Here is a 21,666-nt window from a genome sequence, read left to right as displayed (position 1 = left end):
TCCCCCCGAGACCAGGTGCCCAGCATGCCCGCACCCCCCGCCCCCGGGCGACCCCCTCGCGCACCGGCCGGGGCCGCGCCCGGCGGCCCGGCGGCGGGGCGGCTGGACCGCGGCGGCCCCAGCCGGTACCCAGGGAGCACGACGAGCGGGAGGAGCCGCGTGGGCAGCGAGGGGCCGGTGCGCCGGCGCAGGTCGCGGGCGGTGTCGCTGGGGCTGACGGGCGTGCTGGCCGCCGGCGGGCTCGCCGCCTGCGGGTCCGGCGACGACGACGGCGAGGAGGACTACCGCGGCGTGTGCGTGGACGAGCGCACCCAGCAGCGCGTCGACGACGACGAGTGCGACGACGACGGCGTGCGCGCCGGCGGCTTCGGCTGGTACTACCTGCCGCTGGGCGCCCGCGCCGTCGGCCTGGGCCAGCGCGTCAGCGGCGGCACCGCCAGGCCGCCGGCGCGCGCGGCGGTCGTGCGCGGCGGGGTGCCCGCCGACGGCGGCACGATCGCCCGCGGCGGCCTGGGCGGCGGCAGCGACTCCAGCGTGGGCGGCTGATGCGCCGGGTGGCCTCCGAGCCCCGCCCGGGCTGGCGGCGCACGGTGGAGTCGCAGGGGCTGCTGCACGCGGTGGGCCGCGCCGAGCCCGGCGAGGGCGCCGAGCCCGGCGAGGGTCCCGGGGAGGGTCCCGGCGGGACGCCCTACTGGGACGAGTCCGCCGCGTACGCGTTCACCGAGGACGAGGCGGACGTGCTGGAGGCGGCCACCGAGGAGCTGCACGCGATGTCGGTGCGGGCGGCGCGGCGGGTGCTGGACGAGCCGGACCTGTACGCCTCCCTGGGGCTGCCCGAGCACGCGGAGGGGATCCTGCGGCGCAGCCTGGAGGCGGGCGGGCCCTCGCTGTACGGGCGCTTCGACCTGGCCTACGACGGCAGCGGCCCGCCGCTGCTGCTGGAGTACAACGCCGACACCCCCACCGCGCTGCTGGAGGCGGCGGTGGTGCAGTGGTACTGGCTGGAGGACCTGCACCCCGGGCGCGACCAGCTCAACACCCTGCACGAGCGCCTGGTGCTGGCGTGGCAGCGCCAGCTCCCGGGGCACGCCGGGCGCACGGTGCACTTCGCCGCCGGGCAGACCGAGCCGACCGAGGACTGGGTGACGCTGGCGTACCTGCGCGACACCGCCCGCGAGGCCGGGCTGGTGGACGTGGGCCTGCGGATGGAGGACATCGGCTGGTGGCAGGAGGGCGGGCGGTTCGTCGACCGCTACGACGTGCCCGTCGACGTCTGCTTCAAGCTCTACCCGTGGGAGTGGATGCTGGCCGAGCGGTTCGGCCCGCTGCTGGACGCCCCCTCGGCGCGCATCTCCTGGATCGAGCCGGCCTGGAAGGCGCTGCTGTCGTCCAAGACGCTGCTGGTGGCGCTGTGGCGGGAGTTCGAGGGGCACCCGAACCTGCTGCCGGCCTCGCTGGAGGAACCCGGCGCGGGCGCCGGCTGGCCCGGGGTGGTGAGCAAGCCCGTGTTCGGCTGGGAGGGCGCCGGGGTGCGGGTGAAGGTGGGCGACGTCGTGGAGGACAGCCCGCCGGCGCACACCACCGGCCAGCGCCTGGTGCACCAGCGCTACGCCGAGCTGCCGGTGTTCGACGGCAACCGCGCCGTCGTGGGCAGCTGGGTGGTCGACGGCCGCGCCGCCGGGATCGGCGTGCGCGAGTCGCGCACCCTCGTCACCGACCTCGACGCCCGCTTCGTGCCGCACTACCTGGAGTCGCCGCGCTCCACGCCCGAACAGGTGCAGCGGTGGTTGCAGGAGTGACCCCGCCCCCACCGCTACGACCCCTGGAGGGAACGTGCTCGCCGGTCTCGGTTACGCCACCGCCTACTCGCTGCTGGGGGGTCTGCTCCTCGGGGTGGGTTTCCTCGTCCTGGACCTGCTGACCCCGGGGCGGCTGGCCCACCACATCTGGGTGGAGCGCTCCGCGAACGCGGCGCTGGTGCTCTCCTCGGGCTTCCTGGGCCTGGGCCTGGTGGTGTTCGCGGCCATCTGGACGAACGCGGAGGCCGGGTTCGGGCGCGCGCTGGCGTGGACGGCGGCGTTCGGGCTGCTGGGCGTGCTGCTGCAGGCGCTGGCGGGGGTGGTGCTGGAGGTGCTGACGCCGGGGCGCATGCGCGAGGTGCTGGTGGAGCGCGAGCTGCACCCGGCCAGCGGCGTCGTGGCCGCCGCGCAGCTGGCGGTGTCGTTCGTGGTGGTCGCCTCGATCTGGTGAGGCGGGGCGCCGCGGCGCCGGCGCGGCGCTCGGGCACGCTGGTGCCCCACCGCCACCGAGGGAGACGCCCGTGCCCGACCGCCCCGCCCCCGCGGACCCCGCCCCCGCCGTCCTGCTGCGCCGCGTGCGCGTGCACGGCGCGCCGGCCGCCGACCGCGAGCGCGACGTGCTGCTCGCCGGCGGGCGCGTGGTGGCGATCGGCGACGACCTGCGCGGCGAGCTCCCCGGCCCGGTGCCGGGCGCGGACGCGGAGGTCGTCGAGGCGGGCGGGGCGGTGCTGCTGCCGGGGCTGGTGGACGCGCACGTGCACCTGACGCAGTGGGCGGCGGCGCGCCGGCGGGTGGACGTCCTGGCCGCCGGCTCGGCGCGCGAGGCGGTGGATCTGCTGGCGCGCGGGGCGGCGCCGGGCGACGACCTGGTGCTGGGGCACGGGTTCCGCGACGCGCTGTGGCCGGACGAGCCGCACCGGGACCTGCTGGACGCCCGGTTCGGGGACCGCCCCGTCGTCGTGGTCAGCCAGGACCTGCACGCGGCGTGGGTGAGCTCGGCGGCCGCGGCGCGCTTCGGGGTGGCGGAGCCGAGCGGGCTGCTGCGCGAGGCGGAGGCGATGGCGCTGACCGCCGCGGCCGGGGACGTGGGCGCGCCCGTGCTGGACCGGTGGGTGCTGGAGGCGACGGCGGCGGCCGCCGCGCGCGGGGTCACCGGGATCGTGGACCTGGAGTACGCGCCGCCGGCCGCGTGGGCGCGGCGCGCGGCGCTGGGCGAGCCGGCGGTGCGGGTGGCCGCGGGCGTGTGGCCGGACTGGCTGGACGACGCGGTGGCGCGGGGGCTGCGCAGCGGCGACCAGGTGCCCGGAGCGGGCCCGCGGGTGCGGGTGGGGCCGGTCAAGCTCGTGGTGGACGGCTCGCTGGGCACCCGCACGGCGTACTGCTGCGACGCGTACCCGCCGCCAGCGCCGGCGGGCCCGCACGGGGTGCTGCGGCTGCCGCCGCGGGAGCTGGAGCCGCTGCTGCGCCGGGCCGCGGCGCACGGCTTCGACGTGGCGGTGCACGCGATCGGCGACGCGGCCGTGGCGGTGGCCCTGGACGGTTTCGAGGCGGTGGGCTGCACGGGGCGGGTGGAGCACGCCCAGCAGGTGCGCGAGCAGGACCTGGGTCGCTTCGCGCGCCTGGGCGTGGTGGCCAGCGTGCAGCCGCGCCACGCCGTCGACGACCGCGACCTGTCCGAGGCGCACTGGGCCTCGGGGCTGGGGCGGGCGTTCCCCTACGCGGCCCTGCACGCGGCCGGGGCGGAGCTGCGGCTGGGCTCGGACGCGCCCGTGGCGCCGCTGGACCCGTGGGACGCGGTCGCCAGCGCGGTGCACCGCTCGGTGGACGAGCGCCCCGCCTGGCACCCGGAGCAGCACCTGCCGCTGGAGGTGGCGCTGCGCGCGGCGTGCGACGGGCGCCCCGCCGTGCGGGTGGGCGACGCCGCCGACGTGGCGCTGGTGCCCGAGCCGCCCGCCGCGGTGCTCGCGGCGGGCGGCGCGGACGCGCTGCGGCGCACCGGGGTGCTGGGCACGCTCGTCGGCGGGGTGTGGACGCACCGCGCCGGGGTGTGAGGCGCGGGGCGCTCAGGCGGGCACGAGCAGGTCGTCCATCTGGCCGACGGCCAGGCTGAGGCCCTCGAGCATCCCCATGGCGAGCATCTGCTCCAGGGACTCGGCGCTGGCGAAGCTCGAGGTGATCGTCATGCGGGTGCCGGGACCCCGCGGGTCCAGCACGACGCGCGTGCGGCTGGGCGCGGGCTCGGTGGCGGGCTCGCCGTGCTCGTCGGCGAAACCGTCCTCGAACTCCAGGGACCGGGGTTCGTCCAGGTCCGCGAAGCGCCACCAGCCGTGGGCGCGCTCGCCGTCGGGGCCGGTCATGAAGTACCGGGCCGACCCGCCGGGGGCGGGTTCGAGCAGGGTGAAGGTGGCCGGCCAGGTGGGCGGGCCCCACCAGCGCTCCAGCCGGCGGGCGTCGGTCCACAGCCGCCACACCGCCTCCGGCGGCGCGGCGAACTCGGCGACGAGGACGAGGGTGAGGTTCTCGCGGTCGGGGGTGGCGCTCAGGACGGTCACGACGGTCCCTCCGGTCTTCCTTCGGCTTCTTCGGCGAGGAGTTCGTGCATGCGCTCGACGCGCCCGGACCACAGCAGCTCGAGGCGCTGGAGCAGGTGCGCGGCGGCGCGGACGGTGGCGACGTCGCCGCGGACGAGCTGCTCGCGGCCGCGGCGCTCCTTGGTGACGAGCCGGGCGCGCTCGAGGACGGCGACGTGCTTCTGCACGGCGGCGAAGCTCATCTCGTAGCAGCGGGCCAGCGCCGTGACCGACGCCTCCCGCTGCAGGACGCGGGTGACGATGTCGCGGCGCGTCGCGTCGGCCAGGGCGGCGAAGACGCGGTCCGCGTCGAGTTCACGTACAACCACAAAGTTGTACGTTACGCGCGGGCGCGCGCGGGCGCAAGACCCCCGCGCCCGCGCGCCTCAGCGCTCGCCGAGCACCGAGGCGACGAACGCCGCGGCCCGCCCGGCCAGCGCCGCGCGGCGCTCCTCGACGCTGCGGCCGGGGTCGGGGCGCAGCGCGTGCGTGCCGCGCTCGACCTCCACGCACCGCGCGCACGCCAGGTCGGCGCAGGCGTAGACGCCGACGGTGTCGCCGCGCCGGCCGGCGACCCCGGCGCGCGGGGCCGCGAACAGCGCCACGTCCCCGGCGGCGCGGGTGGTGCGGCACAGGTCGCACATGGCCGCCGCGCGCGCTCCCCCGCCGGTGGGCGCGCGCAGCACCAGCCCGCGCGGCGCGCCGTCCGCTCCCGCGTCCAGCACGAGCAGCACCGCGCGCTCGGGCGCCTTCGGGTCGCGCCAGCCGGCGACGGGGTCGGTGGCGGTGTCGACGTCGCGCACCGAGGCTGGCACGGTCAGCCGCGACGCCTCGCCCTTGCTGCAGTTGCGCAGCGCGCGGCGCACGACGTCGTCGGTGAGCACCAGCGCTCCCCCCGCCGCCCCGGTCGCCCCGGTCCTCCCGGTCGTCGTGGTCCCCTCGTCCGGCACGGTCCCTCCTCCCCGGGCACGGGCCCGGTGCTCGTCTCGATCCACCGCAGGCCCTCAGGCCGGCGCGTCCCCGCGCGGCCAGGACGCCAGGGCGCGGTCCACGCCGCGCAGCGTCGCCAGCCACGAGGCCTCGCGGTCCCCCTCGGAGCCGAAACCCCCGGCCGCCTCCAGGGAGACGAAACCGTGCAGCGCGCTGCGCGAGAACCTCACCGCGTCCGTCAGGTCCGCCGGCGCGATGTCGTACCCCTCCAGCAGGCGGTAGCTCAGCCGCGCGATGCGGTGGTGCCCCTCGCTGGTAGCCGCGACCTCCGGCGGCAGCCGGGCCGTCGCGGCGGCGTAGCGGCCGGGGTGCTCGAGCACGTACCGGCGGAACGCCACGGCGGAGCGGGTGAGCGCCTGCTCGCCGGAGACCCCGGCGATCGCCTCGGCGAGCACCTCGGCGAACTCCTCCGCCGCCCGCACGCACACCCGCTGGCGCAGGTCGGCGGCGCTGCGCACGTGCGAGTACAGGCTCGCGTCGGCCACGCCGAACCGGCGGGCCAGCGCGGAGACGGTGACCGCCTCCAGGCCCACCTCGTCGGCCATGTCGGCCGCGGCCTCGACCAGCCGCGCCGCGGTGATGCCGGCCCTCGGCGACACGCGCACCCCTCCCCTAATTTCCCTAGGACCGAACCTAGGACCTCTAGGTGGGCCGTGTCCAACCGGTTCCACCCCGTCCTCGCGTTGACACCGCGCGTGAGCGCGTGCCAGGGTTCCAGCACGCCATCCAGAGCGGCTGAGAGACCTGGCTCGTCGACGCCGCAGCAACCCCCCGGAGACGGGAGCGGGTGCTCATGCCGGGAACGATGGGAGAAACCGATGGACCCGCTCGCGCGAGTTCCCGCACGCCACGCCCACCGGGCCGTGGAACGCCGCCACGTGGACCTGTGCCGCGTGGGCAGCGCGCTGTGTCGCGCGCCGCGCGCCTGACCCGGCGCACCCCCGCACCACCACCACCACCACCGCCACCGCACCCGCCCCGGCGGGCGCGCCGCGCGGTGCCCCCCTCCCCCGACCCGGCCCCGGGCCGCGCCGCCGCACGCCGGTGCGCGGCGCGCACCGCCCGGGCACCCCCGCACGCCCAGGAGCGTCCGTGACCCTCGAAGCACCCCCCGCCCCCACCACCCCGTCGCTGCCGCGGTTGTTCGCCGCGCACGCCGGCGGCGTCGCGGTCGTCACCGCCGACGCCGGGCACGGCCCCGCGGGTTTCACCGCCACGTCGGTGAGCTCGCTGTCGCTGGACCCCCCGCTGCTGGTGTTCAACGTCTCGAGCACCTCCTCCAACTGGGACGCCGTCGCCTCCGCGCCCACCGCGGCGGTGCACTTCCTCGACGCCTCCCAGGCGGACCTGGCCCGCCGGTTCTCCACCCGCGGCGCGGACAGGTTCGCCGCCCCGCTGGCCTGGTCCCCGCTGCCCGGCGGCGCACCGGGCCTGGACGAGGCGCCCGTCGTCATCACCGGCCCCGTGGAGCACCGGTTCGCCGCCGGCGACCACCACCTCGTCGTGCTGCGGATCGCGTGGGCGCAGGTCCGCCGCCCGCACTCGCCGCTGCTGCACCACGCCGGCGGCTACCACCGCCTGGGGACCGGCGCCCCCGAGGGCCTGACCGCCGCGGCGGTGACCGCGTGAACTCCCTGAACTCCGTGAACCACGTGGACCCTGTGGGCCGCCCGCGGCCGCGCACCGCGCGGCGGGTGCCCGGCGCGCTGGCCGCCGCGGCCGCGCTCGCGCTGCTCGCCGCCTGCGCGGGCGGGCGGGCCGACGCCGCCGCCGAGCGCCCCGCGCAGGTGCCGCGGCAGGTGCCCGCCGGCACCGCGCTCGTCGTGGCCGACCAGTCGCAGCAGCTGCAGACCGTCCTGGCCGCCTCCGGCCAGGACGCGGAGCTGGCCGCCGACGTGCGGTACGCGAACTTCACCGGCGGCCCGGCGATCCTGGAGGCGTTCCGCGCCGGCGCCGCCGACCTGGCCACCGTCGGGGACACCCCGCCGATCCAGGCCCTGGCCTCCGGCGCCGACGTGCGCATCGTCGCCGCGCGGCGCTCCAGCCCCGACGCCTCCCGCCTGGCCGTCGCCCCCGGCGCGGGCGTGCGCACGCTGGAGGACCTGCGCGGCAAGCGGATCGCCTACGCCGAGGGCACCGCGCAGCAGTCGATCGTGCTGCGGGCGCTGGCGGGGGCGAGCCTGCGGACCTCCGACGTGGAACTGGTGCGCCTGCAGCTGGCCGACTTCCCCGACGCGGTGCGCACCGGCCAGGTCGACGTCGCCGTCCTGGGCGAGCCGAACCTCACGCGGTTCCTCGACGCCGCCCCCGGCGGCAGCGCCCTGCCGGTGGAGGAGACCGCCGGCACCGCCACCGGCCTGAGCTACCTGTACGCGCGCGGGGAGGCGCTGGACGACCCGGCGACCTCGGCCGCGATCGCGGACTACGCCACCCGCTGGGTGGCGGCCTGGCAGTGGGTGAACGGGCACCGCGAGGAGTGGGTGCAGCGCTACTACGTCGAGAACCAGGACGTCAGCGCCGAGGACGGCCGGCGCATCGTGGAGACCGGCGGCACCATCACGTTCCCGCCGCTGGACGAGGACCTCGTCGCCGTGCAGCAGTCCACGATCGACACGATCGCCGCCGCCGGGGAACTGCCCGTCGACGACCTCGACGCCCGCGACGGTTTCGACCTGCGCTACGCCCCCGTCGCGGCCGACGCGGTGGCCGCCGCCGCAGGGCTGGCCGAGCCCGTCCCGGCGCCCGTGGCGGTGACCCGGTGAGCGCGCTGAGCACCGGGACCGCGGTGCCGCCGCCGGCCGTCGCGCCCCGGACGGGCGCCGCCCGCCGGGTGCGGCGGCTGGGGCCGGGCCGGCCGCTGCCGCTGACGCGGGCCTGGGGCCCGCTGCTGCTGCTGGCGGCCTGGTCGGCCGCCTCGGCCACCGGGGCGCTGGACCCGCACACCCTGTCCGCGCCCTGGACCGTGGTCACCACCACCGCCGACCTGCTGGCCGACGGGCGCCTGCAGTCGAACCTGCTGGCCTCGCTGACCCGTTCCGCGCTCGCGCTGGTGGCCGGGGTCGGCCTGGGCACGGCGCTGGCGCTGGCGGCCGGGCTGAACCGCTGGGGCGAGGCGCTGCTGGACGGGCCGATCCAGGTCAAGCGGGCGATCCCGAGCCTGGCGCTGATCCCGCTGGCGATCCTGTGGCTGGGCATCGGCGAACCCATGAAGGTCACGGTCATCGCGCTGGGCGTGCTGGTGCCCGTGTACCTCACCACCCACGCCGCGCTGCGCGGGGTGGACGCGCGGTTCGTGGAACTGGCCGAGACCCTGGGCCTGACGCGCCGGGAGTTCGTCACCCGCATTGCCCTGCCCGGCGCCCTGCCGGGGTTCTTCACCGGCCTGCGGATGGGTGTGACGGTCTCCTGGCTGGGCCTGGTGGTCGTGGAGCAGATCAACGCCACCAGCGGCATCGGCTACCTCATGACGCAGGCGCGCACCTACGGGCAGACCGACGTCATCGTCGTGGGCCTGGTGGTGTACGCGCTGCTGGGGCTGCTCTCCGACGCCGCCGTCCGCGCCGCCGAGGGGAGGGCCCTGTCGTGGCGACGATCGCTGGCGGGCTGAGCGCCCCCGCCGTCCGCACCCGCGCCCTGGTGCGCCGCTTCGGCGGGCGCACCGTGCTGGACTCCCTGGACCTGGACCTGGCGCCGGGGCAGTTCACCGCCCTGCTGGGCCGCTCCGGCTCCGGCAAGAGCACGCTGCTGCGGGCGCTGGCCCGCATCGACCACGACGTGAGCGGCTCGGGGGAGATCGAGGAACCCGGCGACGTGTCCGTGGTGTTCCAGGACTCGCGGCTGCTGCCGTGGGTGCGGGTCCTGGACAACGTCGTGCTGGGCCTGCGCGCGCCGGACGCGCGCGAGCGGGGCCTGCGCGCGGTGGCCGAGGTGGGACTGGCGGGCCGCGAGCGCGCCTGGCCGCACGAGCTGTCCGGCGGGGAGCAGCAGCGCGTGGCGCTGGCGCGCTCCCTGGTGCGCGAACCGGCGCTGCTGCTGGCCGACGAGCCGTTCGGCGCCCTGGACGCGCTGACCCGGCTGCGGATGCACGCCCTGCTGCGCGAGCTGCACGCCCGGCACCGGCCCGCGGTGCTGCTGGTGACCCACGACGTCGACGAGGCGCTGGCGCTGGCCGAGCGCGTCGTCGTCCTCGTCGACGGCCGCGTCGGCCTCGACGTCGCGGTGGACCTGCCCTCCCCGCGACCGCGCGAGGACCCGCGCGCGGTGCACCTGCGCACCCGGCTGCTGAGCGCGCTGGGCGTGCACGAGGACGCCGGCGCGAGCACCCCCCGACCCCAGGACGGAGAGACCCGATGAGCACCACCGGCGGCGCGGCACCGCGCACCCTGCACCTGAACGCGTTCCTGCTGAACGTGGGGCACCACGAGGCGGCGTGGCGGCTGCCCGAGAGCGACCCGCACGCGCACCTGGACCTGGCCCACTACCAGCACCTGGCCCGCACCGCCGAGCGCGGCCTGTTCGACTCGGTGTTCTTCGCCGACTCCCCCGCCCTGCTCGGCGACGTGGCCCGTCGCCCGGCCGGGACGCTGGACCCCACGATCCTGCTCACCGCCCTGGCGGCGGTGACCACCCGCATCGGCCTGATCGCCACGGCCACCACGACGTACAACTCCCCCTACGAGCTGGCCCGCAGGTTCGCCTCGCTGGACCACGTCTCCGGCGGGCGGGCGGGCTGGAACGTGGTGACCACCGCGACGCTGGAGGCCGCGCGCAACTTCGGCCTCGACGAGCTGCCCGCGCACGCCGAGCGCTACGCGCGCGCCGCGGAGTTCCTCGACGCCGCGCGGCGGCTGTGGGACAGCTGGGAACCGGGGGCGGTGCTGGCCGACAAGGCCGCGGGGGTCTTCGCCGACCCCGCGCGGGTGCACCCGGCGGCGTTCGAGGGCCGGCACGTGAGGGTCGCCGGCGCGCTGAACCTGCCGCGCTCGCCGCAGGGGCACCCGCTGCTGGTGCAGGCCGGTTCCTCCGGGGACGGCAAGGACCTGGCGGCCCGCTACGCCGACGCGGTGTTCACCGCCCAGCAGACGCTGCCCGAGGCGGTGGCGTTCGCCGCCGACGTGCGCGCCCGGGCCGCGGCGGCCGGGCGCGACCCGCGCTCGGTGCTGCTGCTGCCGGGGGTCGTGCCCGTCCTGGGGGGCACCGAGGCGCAGGCCCGGGAGCGCGAGGCCGAGCTGGACGCGCTCATCGTCCCCGAGCACGCCCGCCGCCAGCTCGCGCAGACGCTGCGGGTGCCGGTGGAGGAGCTGGCCCTGGACCGGCCCCTGCCGCCCGACCTGCCGGGCGAGGACGAGATCGAGGGCGCCAAGAGCCGGTACACCCTGATCGTGGAGCTGGCCCGCCGCGAGGACCTCACGGTGCGCGAGCTCATCGGCCGCCTGGGCGGCGGGCGCGGTCACCGCACGCTCGCCGGCACCCCCGAGCAGGTCGCCGACGCGCTGCAGAGCTGGTTCGAGGCCGGGGCCGCGGACGGGTTCAACGTCATGGCGCCGGTGCTGCCCTCCGGCCTGGAGGAGTTCGTCGAGCATGTGGTGCCGCTGCTGCAGCGCCGCGGGCTGTTCCGCACCGAGTACACCGGCACCACGCTGCGCGAGCACTACGGGCTGCCCGTCCCGCCGCACCCGAGCGAGCGGCGGGCCGGGACGCGGGACGCGGTGCCGGAGGCGGTGCGGGCCGGCCGGGTGCGCGAGGCGGTCGCCGCGGGCTGACCGGGACGGCCGGGCGGTGGGCGCCGGGCGGTGGCCGCCCGGCGTTCACCGCCCGGCCACCGCCCGGCCGCCCGCGGCGGGTACCCACGGGACCGCCACACGCCCGTCCCGCGTCCGGCCGCTGCGCCCGGACCCGCCCCTGGAGGTCCCGTGCCGACCACCCGCCCCGCCCGCACCCCGCGGCGCACCGCGCACCGCACCCCGCGCCGCACCGCGGCGGTCCTCGCGCTGGCCCTGGCGCCCCTGGCCGCCGGGGCGCTGGCCGCCCCGGCGGCCGCGCACGCGCCGCGCGCGGCGTTCGCGCTGCGCGCCACCCTCGACGTGTCCGGGGAGGTCGCCGAGATCCTCTCGGTCAGCCCCGACGGGCGCACCGCCTGGTACACCGACTCCGCCACCGGGCAGGTCGGCGTCGTGGACCTGAGCGACCCCGCCCACCCGCGCCAGCGCGGCGTCGTCGACCTCGGCGGGGAGCCCACGTCGGTGGCCGTGACGCCGGACGGCCGGTACGCGCTGGCCGTCGTGGACACCACCGACGGCGCGTTCGCCACCCCCTCCGGCCACCTGGCGGTGATCGACACCCGCACCTCCCGGGTGGTGCGCACGATCGACCTGGGCGGGCAGCCGGACTCCGTCGCGGTCGCCCCGGACGGGCGCCGCGCGGCCGTGGTGGTCGAGGACCAGCGCGACGAGGACCTCGTCGTCGGCGGCGTGGAGGGCGGCCTGCCCCAGGCGCCGGCGGGGTTCCTCTCCGTCGTGCACCTGGAGGGCGCCCCGCAGCGCTGGAGCGCGACGCCGGTGGACCTCACCGGCCTGCCCGGCGCGGCGTTCCCCGAGGACCCCGAGCCGGAGTTCGTCGACGTGAACCGCGCCGGGGTGGCGGCGGTGACGCTGCAGGAGAACAACGCCGTGGCGCTGGTGGACCTGCGCGCGGCGCGCGTGGTCGGCTCCTTCTCCGCCGGCACCGTGCGGCGCGCGGACGCCGACACCGTCGACGACGGCGTGGTCGCCTTCGACGACCCGTTGAGCGCGCCGCGCGAGCCCGACGCCGTGCAGTGGACCCCGGAGGGGAACCTCGTCACCGCCGACGAGGGCGACCTGGCCGCCGAGCCCTCCGGCGGGCGCGGCTGGACGGTGTTCTCCCCGCGCGGGGAGGTGCTGTGGACCGCCGGGTCCTCCGCGGAGCGCGCGCTGGCCGACGCCGGCCGCTACCCCGACGGGCGCAGCGACGACCGGGGCGCGGAGTTCGAGGGCGCGGAGGTGGCGACCCTGCGCGGCACCACCTACGCGTTCGTGGCCGCCGAGCGCGGTGACGCGGTCCTCGCCTACGACCTGCGCGAGGAGCGCCGGCCGCGGCTGGTGCAGGTGCTGGCGACCGGCGACTCCCCCGAGGGCGTGGTGGCCGTTCCGGGCCGCGGGCTGCTGCTGACCGCCGACGAGGGCGACGGCACGATCAGCGTGTTCGCGCTGGAGCGCCAGCGGCGCCACCGGTCCTGAACGGGCACCGGCGCCCCCGCCGCGCGCTCGTGCGCGGCGGGGGCGCCGGTGGGGTCGCGGGGGGCGTCGCGGGGACGTCCCGGGGACGTCGCGGGCCGCGGTTCAGCGGTCCGGGGCGTCGGCCAGCGGCCAGCCGCCGGCGGCCAGCCGCGAGGAGACCCGCGCGACGTCCGCGGCGGACGCCTGGTCCAGGGTGGCGTCGCCGATGAGGCGCTCGGCGTCGGCGGTGGTGACGGTCTCGCCCGCCGCCGCCATCCGCGCCAGCTCCCCGGCGATGCGGCGCACCTCCTCCTCGGTGCACTTGCGCCGCAGCAGGCCCAGCAGCGCCACGTAGTCCTGGCGCGGCACGCCGGCGGGGTAGCCGGCGCGCAGCCACTCCACGACGCGGCCGGCGAAACCCGGCCCGGTGGTGGTCCCGGTGTCGGTCACGCTCGCCTCCCGGCGGTCGGTGTCAGCTCTCGTCCACGAACGTCGGGTAGACGTGCTCGAAGCTCAGCTCCTTGCCGAGGCCGCCGGCCACGACGTAGGCGATGCCCAGCGCCACGCACGCCAGGACGACCGCGAAGCACAGCGCGCCGAGCAGCCGGAAGGCCGGGTGCGGCGGGCCGCCGCCGCGCTCCTGCGCACCGCCGGCGGCGTGCGCGGTGGCGCGGATCCCCAGCGAGAACAGCACCGGCAGGCCGGCGCCGAGCACGAGCGAGACGAGCAGCACCTCGCCGATCGCGCGCAGCTCCAGGGTCAGCACGTGCCCCACGACGGGCCTCCTCCGGGATCGGTGCGGGCGGTGGTGCGGGCGGTGGTGCGGGCGGTGCTGCCCGCGGTGGCCGGCGCGCTCACGCCGCGACGCTCTCGTGCCCGGCGCGCGCGTCCTGCCACTCGTCGTTGACGTTGCCGGCGTGCACCGGGTCGCGCTTGGAGCGCAGCCAGACCACGACGGCGAACGCCAGCAGGGCCGCGGTGATGACCGCCGCGCCCAGCAGGCCGTCGCCGGCCGCGTGGGCGACCCACCAGGTGGCCGCGCCCACCAGGCCGGCCGCGGGCAGGGTGGTGACCCAGGCGACGAGCATGCGCCCGGCCACCCGCCAGCGGACCACCGCGCCGGGCTTGCCGACCCCGGTGCCCAGCACCGAGCCGGTGGTGACGTGCGTGGTGGACAGGGCGAAGCCGAGGTGGCTGGAGGTGAGGATCGTGGCGGCGGAGGCGGTCTCGGCCACCAGCCCCTGCGGCGGGGCGATCTCGACCAGGCCCTTGCCCAGGGTGCGGATGATGCGCCAGCCGCCGAGGTAGGTGCCGGAGGCGATGGCCAGCGCGCACACCAGCTTCACCCAGAACGGGATCTGCGTGGTGCTGGACCAGTGCCCGGAGGCGATCAGGCCCAGGGTGATGACGCCCATCGTCTTCTGCGCGTCGTTGGTGCCGTGGGCCAGCGAGACGAGCGAGGCGGAGCCGATCTGGCCCCAGCGGAAACCGGAGTCGGTGCGGCGCTCGGCCACCCCGGCGACGACCCGGTACACCATCCACGTCCCGATGCCCGCGACGAGGCCGGCGACGACCGGGGAGGCCAGGGCGGGCACGACGACCTTGCCCAGGACGCCGTCGATCTTCGTGCCGTCGCCGTCCCAGTTCACCGCGCCCCAGCCCAGGCCGGCCGCCGCGGAGCCGATGAGGCCGCCGAACAGGGCGTGCGAGGAGCTGGAGGGCAGGCCGAGCAGCCAGGTCGTGAGGTTCCAGGCGATGGCGCCGACCAGGCCGGCGAGCACGATGAGCAGCAGCGCGGAACCGCCGCCCTCGAGCAGTTCGGGCCTGGGGGTGCCGTCGGGGTTCTGGATGCGCACCACCGCGTTGGTGACGGTGAGGGCGACCTCCACGGAGAGGAAGGCGCCGACGAGGTTCAGGACCCCGGACAGGGCCACGGCCGCCTTGGGCGGCAGGGCGTGGGTGGCGATGGAGGTCGCCATCGCGTTCGCGGTGTCGTGGAAGCCGTTGGTGAAGTCGAAGGAGAGGGCCACCACGACGACCAGGGCCAGGATGACCGTTGGTGTGTCCACGAGCAACGAGCGTGACAGCGCCGCCCGCGGCCCGACAGCCCAGTCGGGGCCCCGCGGACGGAGTTCACCGGGTGTTCACGCACGGTGGGGAACCGCTGACCGGCGTCGTTCGTGACGTGCCGCCGGGTGCGGTGCACCGCGGGACGGGGTAGAACGTCCCGATGGTCACCGCGCACGAGGAGCTGGAACTGAAGTACGACGTCGATGAGGGGGTCGAGCTCCCGGCCCTCGCCGCGCTGCTGGCGCAGGGCGGTCCCGCGGGGGACCCCGCCTCCCCCCTCAGCGAGGGCGACGGCGGTGAGCACGAGCTGGAGGCGGTCTACTTCGACACCGCCGACCTGAAGCTGGCCGCCGCGCGCACCACCCTGCGCCGGCGCACCGGCGGCGAGGACGCCGGCTGGCACGTGAAGCTGCCCGGCGACGGCGGCGCGGACGGGGGTGCGGACGGGGGCGCGGAGGTGCGCGAGCGCCGCGAGATGCGGGTCCCGCTGGGCCGCGCGGTGCGCACGGTGCCCGCCGCCCTGCGCCGCCTGGTCGCCGCGCAGACCGGCGACGCGCCGCTGGTCCCGGTGGCGCGCATCAGCACCACCCGGCGCGTGCGGCACCTGGTGGACCCCACCGGTCGCGTGCTGCTGGAGCTGGCCGACGACCGCGTCACCGCGCAGCGGCTGCTGCCCTCGGACGGGCCCGGCGACGTCGCCGCGGCGCCGGTGAGCTGGCGCGAGGTGGAGGTCGAGCTCGTCGAGGGCGACCGCGCGCTGCTGGACGCGGTGGCCGCGGGGGCGCGGGCCGCGGGGCTGCGCCCCTCGGCCAGCGGCTCCAAGCTCGCCCGCGCCCTGGGCACCGCCGGGCCGGGCGTCCCCGCGCAGGAGGAGCCCGCCGACGAGCCGGCCGAGGCCGCCACCGACGAGCCTGCCGCCCAGCCCGCCGCCCAGCCCGGCGCCGGGGAGCCGGCCGGCGCGGCCCCCGCTGCCGCGCCCGCGCAGCTCGGGCCGCTGCCGCGCCCGCGCGGGAAGCTGACGACCCGCTCGCGCGCCGGCGACGTGGTGCTGGCGCACCTGGTCGAGCAGGTCGAGCAGGTCCTGGCGCAGGACCCGCGGGTGCGCCTGGACGCCCCCGACGCCGTGCACAAGATGCGGGTGGCCACCCGCCGCCTGCGCAGCGCGCTGCGCACCTTCCAGCCGCTGTTCGCCGAGCCGACCCGGCCGCTGCGCGACGAGCTGCGCTGGCTGGCCGCCGAGCTGGGCGCCGCCCGCGACGCCGAGGTGCTGCGCGACCGCCTCAGCGGCGCCGTCGCCGAGCTGACCCCCGCCGGCGCCCCCGCCGCCCCCGGGGACGGCGGCACCGCGCAGGTCGGCGAGGACGCTCCCCCGGCGGCGGCGCGGGCCGTGCGCGAGCAGCTCGAGGGCGCCTACCGCGAGGCGCACGACCGGGTGCTGGCCGAGCTGGACTCGCAGCGCTACCTCCGGCTGCTGCAGGACCTGCGCACCCTCGTCACCGAGCCGTCGCTGACGTCGCGCGCCAAGCGCCCGGCCGCCAGGGTGCTGCCCCGGCGGGTGGCGCGCACGTACGAGAAGCTCGCGGAGCTGGTGCGCCGCGCGCAGCGCGCCGAGGCCGGCCACGAGCGCGACGAGCTGCTGCACGAGGCCCGCAAGGCCGCCAAGCAGGTGCGCTACGCCGCCGAGGCGGTGGCGGTGGTCTTCGGCAAGGACGCCACCCGCTTCGCCGGCGCGGTCACCGAGGTGCAGGAGGTCCTCGGCGAGCACCAGGACTCCGTGGTGACCCGCGAGCGCCTGCACGAGCTGGCCACTGCCGAGGGCGTGGGCACCGCGGCGGCGTTCGCGTACGGGCGCCTGTACGAGCGCGAGCTGGTGCACGCGGCCACCAGCGAGGAGGACTTCGCCGGGGTGTGGGCCGCGGCGGGCACCAAGCGCCTGCACCGCTGGCTGCGCTGAGGCCCCCCGGCAGCACCGCGCCCCGCCGCCCCGGTCCGCACCGGGGTGGCGGGGCGCGGCCCGCTCAGGCGGGGCTCACTCCCACTCGATGGTCCCCGGCGGCTTGCTCGTCACGTCGAGCACGACGCGGTTGACCTCGGGGACCTCGTTGGTGATGCGGGTGGAGATGCGCGCCAGCACGTCGTAGGGCAGGCGGGTCCAGTCCGCGGTCATGGCGTCCTCGGAGCTGACCGGGCGCAGCACGACCGGGTGGCCGTAGGTGCGGCCGTCGCCCTGCACGCCCACCGAGCGCACGTCGGCCAGCAGCACCACCGGGCACTGCCAGATCTCGCGGTCCAGGCCGGCGGCGGTGAGCTCCTCGCGGGCGATGGCGTCGGCGGCGCGCAGGGTCTCCAGGCGCTGGGGGGTGACCTCGCCGACGATGCGGATGCCCAGGCCCGGGCCGGGGAAGGGCTGGCGCCACACCATCGCCTCGGGCAGGCCGAGCTGCTCGCCGACGGCGCGGACCTCGTCCTTGAACAGGGCCCGCAGCGGCTCCACCAGCTCGAACGCCATGTCCTCGGGCAGGCCGCCGACGTTGTGGTGGCTCTTGATGGTGGCCGCGCCGGTGCCGCCGCCGGACTCCACCACGTCCGGGTAGAGGGTGCCCTGCACGAGGAAGCGCACCTCGCCGCTGCCGCCCTCGGCGGCCACGACGTCGGCGGCGGCCTGCTCGAAGACGCGGATGAACTCCCGGCCGATGGTCTTGCGCTTGGCCTCGGGGTCGGTGACGCCGGCCAGGGCGTCGGCGAAGCGCTGCGCGGCGTCGACCACGTGCAGCTTCACGCCGGTGGCGGCGACGTAGTCCTGCTCGACCTGCTCGGCCTCGCCGGCGCGCAGCAGGCCGTGGTCGACGAACACGCAGGTGAGCTGCTCGCCCACGGCGCGCTGGACGAGGGCGGCGGCCACGGCGGAGTCCACGCCGCCGGACAGGCCGCAGATCACCTTGCCGTCGCCGACCTGGGCGCGGATGCGGGCGACCTGCTCGTCGATGACGTTGCCGGTCGTCCAGTCCGCCGGCACGCCCGCGCCCTCGCGCAGGAAGTTCACCAGCACGTCCTGCCCGTGGGTGGAGTGCTTGACCTCCGGGTGCCACTGCACGCCGTACAAGCGCCGCTCGTCGTCCTCGAAGGCGGCGACGGGGGTGTCGTCGGAGGAGGCCACGACCCGGAAGCCCTCGGGGGCGCGGGCCACGCTGTCGCCGTGGGACATCCACACCGACTGCTCGGCGGGCTGCCCGCGCAGCAGCGTGGAGCCGGCGGACTCCGGCACCCGCGCGACGGTGCCGCCGTACTCGCGCCGGCCCGTGCGGTGCACCTCCCCGCCCAGCGCCTTGGCCATGGCCTGGAACCCGTAGCAGATGCCCAGCACCGGCACGCCCGCCTCGAACAGGGCGGCGTCGACCTGCGGGGCGTCCTCGGCGTAGACGCTGGCCGGGCCGCCGGAGAGGATGATCGCGGCCGGGTCCTTGGCGAGGATGTCCGCCACCGGCGTCGTGCTGGGCACGATCTCGGAGTAGGCGTCGGCCTCGCGCACGCGGCGGGCGATGAGCTGGGCGTACTGCGCGCCGTAGTCGACGACCAGGACCGGGCGGTGGGCGCGCTCGGCGGCCACCTCGGCGGGCTGGTCGGCGGCCTGCGCGGCGGCCTGCTCGGCGGCCTGCTCGGCGGCCGTGGAGGGGCTGGTCTGCGGGGTGTCGGGCGCGTCCGGCGTCACGGCCCCAGGGTATCCGCCGGGCGGCGCGGGCCCGTCCACCGCGAGCGGCGGGCGGCGGCGCCGGCGGGCGCTCGACACCGCCCGCCACCGCGCATAGCTTCTGCACAGCCGGCCCGCACGGCCGGCGCGCGCACCACCGCAGGTGCGCAGCACTCGCTCGACGACGAGGAGACACCGTGCGACCACGCACCCCCGCGCGCCGACGGCGGACGACCCTGGGCGCGGCCGCCCTGGTGCTCGCCCTGGCCCCGGTCCCCGCCGCGCTGGCGGCCCCCGCCGGGCCCGCGCACCACCGCACCGACCTGACCCCGGCCGACCGCGCGCTGGCCGCGTCCTCGCTGCGCGAGGACCCCACCCGCGAGCGCTTCTACTTCGTCATGGCCGACCGGTTCGAGAACGGCGACCCGTCCAACGACAGCGGCGGGTACGGCGCCGACCGCCTGGTCAGCGGCCTGGACCCCACGCACAAGGGCTTCTACCACGGCGGGGACCTCAAGGGGGTCCTCGACCGGCTGGACTACATCCAGGGCCTGGGCACGACGGCGATCTGGCTGACGCCCTCGTTCGCGAACAAGCCGGTGCAGGGGCAGGGCGCCAACGTCTCCGCCGGGTACCACGGGTACTGGATCACCGACTTCACCCGGATCGACCCGCACCTGGGCACCAACGAGGAGCTGCGGCAGCTCGTGGACGCCGCGCACGCGCGGGGCATGAAGGTGTTCTTCGACATCATCACCAACCACACCGCCGACGTGATCTCCTACGCCGAGGGCACCTCGCGCTACGTCCCCAAGGCCGAGGAGCCGTACCGCGACGCGACCGGCGCGGAGTTCGACGACAGCGACTTCGCCGGCGGGCCGTTCCCCCCGCTGGACGCGGAGACCTCGTTCCCGTACACGCCGGTGGTGCCGGCCGCCGAGGCGGAGGTGAAGGTCCCCGCCTGGCTGAACGACCCGACGATGTACCACAACCGCGGCGACGCGCTCTTCAACGGCGGCGAGTCCGACCGGTACGGGGACTTCTCCGGCCTGGACGACCTGTTCACCGAGCGCCCCGAGGTCGTCGAGGGCATGACGGAGATCTACCGCGCGTGGGTGGACTTCGGCATCGACGGCTTCCGCATCGACACCGTCAAGCACGTGGGCACGGAGTTCTGGCAGGAGTTCGCCCCGGCGATCCGCCAGCAGGCCGCCGCCCGCGGCGACGAGGACTTCTTCTCCTTCGGGGAGGTGTACGACTCGAACCCGGAGTTCCTCTCCCGCTACACGACCGGGGCCGGCCTGCAGGCCACGCTGGACTTCGGGTTCCAGGCCCGCGCGCGCGCCTTCAGCAGCGGCGGGGACGCCGCGGCGCTGCAGGACTTCTACGCGCAGGACGACTACTACACCGACGCCGACTCCAACGCCTACTCGCTGCCCACGTTCCTGGGCAACCACGACATGGGCCGCATCGGCGCGTTCCTGCGCGACGACGGCGCGCAGGGCGAGGAGCTGCTGCGCCGCGACGAGCTGGCGCACGCGCTGATGTACCTCACCCGCGGGCAGCCGGTCGTCTACTACGGCGACGAGCAGGGCCTGACCGGCGACGGCGGCGACCAGGACGCGCGCCAGGACCTGTTCCCCTCGCGGGTGGCCAGCTACAACGACGACGACCTCATCGGCACCGACGCCACCACCGCGCAGGAGAACTTCGACACCGCGCACCCGCTGTACCGGCGCATCGCCGAGCTGGCGCGGCTTCGCCAGGACCACCCGGCCCTGGCCGACGGCGCACAGGTGCACCGCTACGCCTCGGACGGCCCCGGCGTGTACGCCTTCAGCCGCATCGACGCGCAGGAGCAGCGCGAGTACGTCGTGGCCGTGAACAACTCCCCGCGCCCGCAGACCGTCACGTTCGACACGTTCAGCGGCCGGCGCGCGTTCCAGGGCCTGTGGCCGGCGGGCACCGGCGACGTGCGCTCGGCGCGCTCGGGCGAGGTGACCGTGACCGTGCCGGCGCTGTCGGCGGCGGTGTGGCGCGCGGCAGCGCCGCTGCGCGGCGGGGAGCGCGCGGCGGGTACGCCGGAGTTCACCACCGGCGCCACCGTGGGCGGGCGCGCCGAGGTCGGCGTGGACGTGCCCGGCGACGGGTTCCAGCAGGTCACCTTCGCCTACCGGGCGGCCGGCACGAAGCGGTGGACGCCGCTGGGCACCGACGACAACGCCCCGTACCGGGTGTTCCACGACGTCACCGGCGTGCCCGAGGGCACCGAGCTGGAGTACCGGGCCGTCGTGCGCGGCGCCTCCGGCGACCTCGCCGCGGCGGGCACCACCGCGACCGTGGTGCCCCCGCCGCCGGCGCCGGAGCCGCCCCCGGCCGGGCCGGTGCAGCAGCCCGGCGCGGTGGCCGCCGCCGGGTCGTTCAACAGCGAGGTCGGCTGCCCGGGCGACTGGCTGCCCGACTGCGAGCAGGCGCAGATGGCGCTGGACCCGGCCACCGGGCTGTGGACGCTGGCGGTGGACCTGCCGGAGGGCTCCTACGAGGTCAAGGCGGCGCTGGAGCGCGGCTGGGAGGAGAACTACGGCGAGGGCGGCGTGCGCGGCGGGGCGAACGTGCCGTTCGCGGTGCCGGCCGGCGGCGGCCGGGTGCTCCTCACCTACGACCACGCCACCCACGTGATCGGCGCGAGCGCCGGCTGAGCGGGCGGCGGCCCGCGGGGACCCCTCCCGCGGGCCGCCGCGGGGTCGCCCGGGGGCCGCCGCGGGGTCGCCCGGGGGTATCCCGGCGCTTATCACGTGGAACGCCCCGGGGAGAGCGATTACCGTCGATGCACGTGCGGGCACTCCCCCTCCCAGACCCCGGTCCCCCCGACGTCCGATCACCCGTGCGCCTGCTGCTGCGCACCGCGGCGCAGCAGTGGCGCCCGATGGCGGTCGGCACCTCCTTCGGCTGCGCGTGGATGCTCACGCAGGCCGTCCTGCCCGCCGCGGTCGGCGAGGCCCTCGACGAGGGCGTCCTCGCCGGCGACGCCGGCGCCCTGCTGCGCTGGTCCGGCGTCGTCCTCGCCCTGGCCGTCGTCACCACCGTCGCCGCGGTCCTGCGGCACCGCTTCGCCGTCACCAACTGGCTGACCGCCTGCTTCCGCACGCTGCAGCAGGTGGGCCGGCACACCGCGCGCGCCGGCACCGGCGTCACCGCCCGGCTGCCCCAGGGCGAGGGGGGGGGGCGGGGCGGGTGCGCCGGCGCCCCCGGGGGCCCCCCCCCCGCCCGACCCCCCCCCCCCCCGCCCCCCCCCCCACCCCCGCCCGCCCGCG

20 protein-coding genes, 1 pseudogene and 1 riboswitch are annotated in these 21,666 nt (G+C 77.4%); of the genes and pseudogenes, 13 read left to right on the top strand and 8 right to left on the bottom strand.

Annotated elements, in window-relative coordinates:
* The first annotated feature begins 159 nt into the window (after positions 1 to 159).
* From ACRYR7_RS09750 to ACRYR7_RS09735, 4 genes are all read left to right on the top strand, one after another.
* On the top strand, positions 160 to 546 hold the full coding sequence (locus ACRYR7_RS09750; protein WP_432571886.1) for a tRNA-dihydrouridine synthase: 387 nt from the start codon (positions 160 to 162) through the stop codon (positions 544 to 546).
* Positions 546 to 1,799, top strand: a complete 1,254-nt coding sequence (locus ACRYR7_RS09745) for a glutathionylspermidine synthase family protein (protein ID WP_432571885.1) — start codon at positions 546 to 548, stop codon at positions 1,797 to 1,799. The genes ACRYR7_RS09750 and ACRYR7_RS09745 overlap by 1 nt, the downstream gene beginning before the upstream one ends.
* 34 nt (positions 1,800 to 1,833) lie before the next feature.
* On the top strand, positions 1,834 to 2,250 hold the full coding sequence (locus tag ACRYR7_RS09740) for a DUF350 domain-containing protein (RefSeq protein WP_432571884.1): 417 nt from the start codon (positions 1,834 to 1,836) through the stop codon (positions 2,248 to 2,250).
* Between the two features lie 70 nt (positions 2,251 to 2,320).
* Positions 2,321 to 3,850: an amidohydrolase gene (locus ACRYR7_RS09735; protein WP_432571883.1), complete on the top strand. Its 1,530-nt coding sequence runs from the start codon at positions 2,321 to 2,323 to the stop codon at positions 3,848 to 3,850.
* Positions 3,851 to 3,862: 12 nt separating this feature from the next.
* Here ACRYR7_RS09735 and ACRYR7_RS09730 read toward each other — a convergent pair whose 3' ends face one another.
* The 4 genes from ACRYR7_RS09730 to ACRYR7_RS09715 are packed head-to-tail and all read right to left on the bottom strand — an operon-like array spanning position 3,863 to position 5,958.
* A complete protein-coding gene (locus ACRYR7_RS09730; RefSeq protein ID WP_432571882.1) occupies positions 3,863 to 4,351 on the bottom strand; it encodes an SRPBCC family protein in 489 nt (162 codons plus the stop codon).
* The gene (locus ACRYR7_RS09725; RefSeq protein WP_432571881.1) at positions 4,348 to 4,698 is read right to left on the bottom strand and encodes an ArsR/SmtB family transcription factor; all 351 of its coding nucleotides are present in this window, start codon (positions 4,696 to 4,698) and stop codon (positions 4,348 to 4,350) included. The genes ACRYR7_RS09730 and ACRYR7_RS09725 overlap by 4 nt, the downstream gene beginning before the upstream one ends.
* A gap of 57 nt (positions 4,699 to 4,755) precedes the next feature.
* Positions 4,756 to 5,319, bottom strand: a complete 564-nt coding sequence (locus ACRYR7_RS09720; RefSeq protein ID WP_432571880.1) for an FBP domain-containing protein — start codon at positions 5,317 to 5,319, stop codon at positions 4,756 to 4,758.
* A gap of 54 nt (positions 5,320 to 5,373) precedes the next feature.
* Positions 5,374 to 5,958, bottom strand: a complete 585-nt coding sequence (locus ACRYR7_RS09715) for a TetR/AcrR family transcriptional regulator (protein WP_432571879.1) — start codon at positions 5,956 to 5,958, stop codon at positions 5,374 to 5,376.
* A gap of 120 nt (positions 5,959 to 6,078) precedes the next feature.
* Positions 6,079 to 6,171: riboswitch (SAM riboswitch) on the top strand.
* 280 nt (positions 6,172 to 6,451) lie between these two features.
* Here ACRYR7_RS09715 and ACRYR7_RS09710 point away from each other — a divergent pair.
* The 6 genes from ACRYR7_RS09710 to ACRYR7_RS09685 all read left to right on the top strand — a co-directional run bounded on the left by ACRYR7_RS09710 (position 6,452) and on the right by ACRYR7_RS09685 (position 12,615).
* Entirely contained in the window at positions 6,452 to 6,988 is a 537-nt protein-coding gene (locus ACRYR7_RS09710; protein WP_432571878.1) for a flavin reductase family protein, read from the top strand.
* Positions 6,985 to 8,121 (top strand): ABC transporter substrate-binding protein, encoded by a 1,137-nt coding sequence (locus ACRYR7_RS09705; protein WP_432571877.1) that lies wholly within the window; start codon positions 6,985 to 6,987, stop codon positions 8,119 to 8,121. The genes ACRYR7_RS09710 and ACRYR7_RS09705 overlap by 4 nt, the downstream gene beginning before the upstream one ends.
* Positions 8,122 to 8,126: 5 nt before the next feature.
* A complete protein-coding gene (locus tag ACRYR7_RS09700) occupies positions 8,127 to 8,966 on the top strand; it encodes an ABC transporter permease (protein WP_432571900.1) in 840 nt (279 codons plus the stop codon).
* Positions 8,942 to 9,712 (top strand): ABC transporter ATP-binding protein, encoded by a 771-nt coding sequence (locus tag ACRYR7_RS09695; RefSeq protein ID WP_432571876.1) that lies wholly within the window; start codon positions 8,942 to 8,944, stop codon positions 9,710 to 9,712. The genes ACRYR7_RS09700 and ACRYR7_RS09695 overlap by 25 nt, the downstream gene beginning before the upstream one ends.
* Positions 9,709 to 11,121, top strand: coding sequence for an LLM class flavin-dependent oxidoreductase (locus ACRYR7_RS09690; protein ID WP_432571875.1), 1,413 nt, complete (start codon positions 9,709 to 9,711; stop codon positions 11,119 to 11,121). Before ACRYR7_RS09695 ends, ACRYR7_RS09690 begins: the two co-directional genes overlap by 4 nt.
* A gap of 150 nt (positions 11,122 to 11,271) precedes the next feature.
* Entirely contained in the window at positions 11,272 to 12,615 is a 1,344-nt protein-coding gene (locus ACRYR7_RS09685) for a hypothetical protein (RefSeq protein ID WP_432571874.1), read from the top strand.
* Positions 12,616 to 12,717: 102 nt separating this feature from the next.
* Here the strand turns inward: ACRYR7_RS09685 and ACRYR7_RS09680 are convergent, their stop codons facing one another.
* The 3 genes from ACRYR7_RS09680 to ACRYR7_RS09670 form a co-directional block, all read right to left on the bottom strand.
* Entirely contained in the window at positions 12,718 to 13,044 is a 327-nt protein-coding gene (locus ACRYR7_RS09680; RefSeq protein ID WP_432571873.1) for a DUF3349 domain-containing protein, read from the bottom strand.
* A 22-nt stretch (positions 13,045 to 13,066) separates the two neighbouring features.
* Positions 13,067 to 13,369 carry a hypothetical protein gene (locus ACRYR7_RS09675; protein WP_432571872.1) on the bottom strand — a complete coding sequence of 101 codons (303 nt, stop codon included), beginning with the start codon at positions 13,367 to 13,369 and terminating at the stop codon, positions 13,067 to 13,069.
* A 79-nt stretch (positions 13,370 to 13,448) separates the two neighbouring features.
* Positions 13,449 to 14,663, bottom strand: coding sequence for an inorganic phosphate transporter (locus ACRYR7_RS09670; protein WP_432571871.1), 1,215 nt, complete (start codon positions 14,661 to 14,663; stop codon positions 13,449 to 13,451).
* 161 nt (positions 14,664 to 14,824) lie between these two features.
* On the opposite strand from ACRYR7_RS09670, the gene ACRYR7_RS09665 reads away from it, so the two are divergent.
* Positions 14,825 to 16,618 (top strand): CYTH and CHAD domain-containing protein, encoded by a 1,794-nt coding sequence (locus ACRYR7_RS09665; protein WP_432571870.1) that lies wholly within the window; start codon positions 14,825 to 14,827, stop codon positions 16,616 to 16,618.
* A gap of 75 nt (positions 16,619 to 16,693) precedes the next feature.
* Here the strand turns inward: ACRYR7_RS09665 and guaA are convergent, their stop codons facing one another.
* Positions 16,694 to 18,271, bottom strand: coding sequence for a glutamine-hydrolyzing GMP synthase (guaA, locus tag ACRYR7_RS09660; protein WP_432571899.1), 1,578 nt, complete (start codon positions 18,269 to 18,271; stop codon positions 16,694 to 16,696).
* Between the two features lie 278 nt (positions 18,272 to 18,549).
* Here guaA and ACRYR7_RS09655 point away from each other — a divergent pair, with 278 nt between their 5' ends.
* Both ACRYR7_RS09655 and ACRYR7_RS09650 read left to right on the top strand, forming a co-directional pair.
* Entirely contained in the window at positions 18,550 to 21,051 is a 2,502-nt protein-coding gene (locus ACRYR7_RS09655; RefSeq protein ID WP_432571869.1) for an alpha-amylase family glycosyl hydrolase, read from the top strand.
* 185 nt (positions 21,052 to 21,236) lie between these two features.
* Positions 21,237 to 21,666 (top strand): annotated as a pseudogene (locus ACRYR7_RS09650) (hypothetical protein); the annotation flags it as partial.

The organism is Kineococcus gurbantunggutensis (genome assembly GCF_050871925.1).
Lineage (GTDB): Bacteria > Actinomycetota > Actinomycetes > Actinomycetales > Kineococcaceae > Kineococcus.
Note: the sequence above shows the minus strand (reverse complement) of the source record. Positions and strands in the feature narration are given on the sequence as shown.

What these genes read in the sequence shown, in the direction of transcription:
- ACRYR7_RS09745 (WP_432571885.1), top strand. Translation starts at nt 546, where the DNA reads ATGCGCCGGGTGGCCTCCGAGCCCCGCCCGGGCTGGCGGCGCACGGTG.
- ACRYR7_RS09690 (WP_432571875.1), top strand. Translation starts at nt 9,709, where the DNA reads ATGAGCACCACCGGCGGCGCGGCACCGCGCACCCTGCACCTGAACGCG.
- ACRYR7_RS09665 (WP_432571870.1), top strand. Translation starts at nt 14,825, where the DNA reads ATGGTCACCGCGCACGAGGAGCTGGAACTGAAGTACGACGTCGATGAG.